2 protein-coding genes are annotated in these 2,815 nt (G+C 56.2%); one reads left to right on the top strand and one right to left on the bottom strand.

From position 1 onward, the window contains the following. The first annotated feature begins 323 nt into the window (after window positions 1–323). Complete coding sequence (locus JX325_RS14705; RefSeq protein ID WP_204791826.1) at window positions 324–1,550, top strand: IS110 family transposase; 1,227 nt, start codon at window positions 324–326, stop codon at window positions 1,548–1,550. A gap of 99 nt (window positions 1,551–1,649) precedes the next feature. On the opposite strand, the gene JX325_RS14710 is transcribed toward JX325_RS14705, so the two are convergent. After that, the gene (locus JX325_RS14710) at window positions 1,650–2,726 is read right to left on the bottom strand and encodes a DUF6076 domain-containing protein (RefSeq protein WP_204791827.1); all 1,077 of its coding nucleotides are present in this window, start codon (window positions 2,724–2,726) and stop codon (window positions 1,650–1,652) included. Window positions 2,727–2,815 lie beyond the last annotated feature (89 nt).

The following is a 2,815-nucleotide window of genomic DNA, read 5'->3' on the forward strand; positions in this document are numbered from 1 at the left end:
GGCGGGGAAAATACCACAGCCAAAGAGAAAAATTTTTTGCCGCACAGCGGCGGAAGGGGCCGGGCCGTTCAGAAACTGCGCCGCTATAAACAAATATCACGCAGGAGGTCCGCATCACGAGGGACGAAAACGGGAGAGGAGTGGTAGAATAAAGGGGCACGGTACAAGGCCGATTTTTCTTTGCCGCCATGAGCGCGCTAAACAAATTGGCAAAATGCTCTCCCGTTGAACCACAAATTGTCCCGTCCAGCAGGGCAGAAGGACGCATAGTAAAGTGAAGCTATAGGAGAGCACACCGTGACAACAGAAGTGGAGGCCCAAAGATGGAAGTTGTCTATCGGTGCTGTTGTGGGATCGACGTACACAAATCTCTTATCGTAGCTTGCCTGCGGAGAGGCGGGAAACAGGAGCTGCGGGAGTTTGGTACTATGACTTGCGAAATCAAAGCGTTGGCCAGCTGGCTGTCGGAGGCGGGCTGCGAGATGGCTGCCATGGAAAGTACAGGGTCCTATTGGAAGCCCCTGTATAACCTGTTCGAGCTGCTGAACCTGGATGCGATTATCGTTAACGCCGCACATATGAAGGNGGTGCCGGGGCGGAAGACCGATGTAAAGGACGCGGAGTGGATCGCGGACCTGCTCCAGCACGGCCTTTTGCGGGCCAGCTTCGTCCCTGACCGGGCGCAGCGGGAGCTGCGGGANTTGACCCGCTACCGTAAGAGCATCATTGAGGAGCGCAGCCGGGAGCTGAACCGCCTGCAAAAGGTGCTGGAGGGGGCCAACATCAAACTGGGCAGCGTGATAAAGGACATTCAGGGCAAGAGCGCCCGGCGCCTGCTGGAACGGCTGGCCGCAGGAGAGCCACTGGATGACTGCGGGGAGATTGCCAAGCNGCTCCACCACAGCCNTCTGCCCAAACTGGATGAGATCATGGCGTCCCTGGACGGAATCATCACGCCGCTGCAACGGGAACTGCTGGCCCAGATTCTTGACCACATCAGCGATTTGGACCANCGCATCCATAAGCTGGACGNNATGGCGGAAGCGTACATGACACAGGCCCAGCCGGACATCGTAGAACTGTGCCGGATGCCCGGAATTGGACAGCGCAGCGCGGAGGTCATTCTGGCTGAAATTGGTACAGACATGAGCCGTTTCCCCTCCAGTGCTCACCTGTGCTCCTGGGCCGGGGTCTGTCCGGGCAATCATAAGAGCGCCGGAAAGCGTTACCACGGCAGAACGCGAAAAGGCAATCCAACGCTCAAATCCATGCTGGTGCAGTGCGCCAAATCCGCCAGCCGGAGTAAAGGCTCCTATTTCTCCGCACAGTATCAGCGCATTGCGGCCAGGCGGGGAAAGAACCGCGCGGCAATGGCTGTGGCGCACTCTATGCTCATTGCCATTTACCACATTCTCAAGAACAAGGTTCCCTTCCGTGATTTGGGTGCGGATTATTTCGACGGTTTCTACCGGGAGCACAAGATCCGCAGTTATCTGAAACGCTTGCAAGCATTGGGATGGGAACCGAATGCCTCACCCGCCTCTATCTGAAACATCCGCTTCCTGACAGCCCGGCGCACTCTGCCACGGCGGGTCGTTTTGTTGCGCCCTGGTGGAGGTGGGTTTTCATAATAAAGAATAGTCCCACGCTCAGAACTCTTCAAACCGGCGCTTCAGTTCCTCATCTGTCAACTCCCCGCGCTCAGAGCGCTCCAGCAGCTCCTGCGCTTTCGCCACGGCGGCGTTCCACTCATCCGCGCTGATCTTCCCTCTCTGCTTTCTGACTTTCAACCGATTGTAAGTCCGGTCATACTCCTTCCGGGCCGGAGTGCGGTTCGCTTTTCCAAGAGCCTCCTTACGATGGGCACCCACCTTCCGGCAGGTGCGCTCCAGCTCACCGGGAGCAACGTTATTGCAGTAGCAGGTGTTGTACCCGTCGGTCAGCAGGAAGTCCCGCCCGCAGTTATGGCACTGCCGCGGGGCGTTGCTCAGGGCCAAGCCCCGATAGAACTCCGTCCGCAAAAAATCCGTCAGACTGTTGAACGTAGATTTCTCCGCCAAGAAGATTTTGCCCTCTTCCGTTTGATGCAGCATGGGTACAAAGTTGACCTCCATGGGGAAACTCTGTTCAAACTCCTCGTTCCAAACCCAGGCGTCAAGGTGGAGCATGTCCGAATAGAAGCGAGCGTAGGCCTCGGCGTAAGCGCCGCTGTTCCTCCGCTCTAGCGGCTCAAAGTATTTCTCTGTCATTACGGAAATCTGCTTTCGCAATTTGCGGAGGCCGTCCACAAAACAGTCCAAGCCTGATATCATTCCCTGATAAATGCCATAACCTTCCGAAGCCGGGTCCTGTACCTGAGCCCATTTCTCTTTGTTTGCCATGAGTCGTTGAAAGGTATGGAAACAGCACGCCTCGTCCATTTTCAGATCCCGGTAGACCGGCAGAGCAAAGATAAGTTCCCAGACAGCGTTCAGCCGCTCCTGCGCAAGAGCGGCGGCGCTGTCTGTTTTTTCTGCGGGCAGCTTCCGGGCGGCGGGGATGAACAGTCTGACGCGCCGGTCAATTTCGTCCAGGATCGACTCGTCCAGGTTCATGACGTCCACGCAACACTGCCCTATGGGATAGTCCTTCTTGCCTATAAACACCTGATTACCGTAGAAGAATACGGTGAACTGGTCGTAGGTATAGGTGTAGTCCAGCTCGATGCGCACCAGTTCCTCTGCCATAGCTGTCTTCCCCCTGTATCCGATAGAGATTTGGGATTTGCCTAATCGGGTTCAAATCCGTTGAAAATCGTAGCCGGTAGTGTTACCCT

The organism is Oscillibacter sp. CU971, assembly GCF_905219725.1.
In the GTDB taxonomy this organism is placed as follows: domain Bacteria; phylum Bacillota; class Clostridia; order Oscillospirales; family Oscillospiraceae; genus Oscillibacter.

Coding starts and splice junctions, on each gene's coding strand:
- JX325_RS14710 (WP_204791827.1), bottom strand. CDS start 2,726: ATGGCAGAGGAACTGGTGCGCATCGAGCTGGACTACACCTATACCTAC.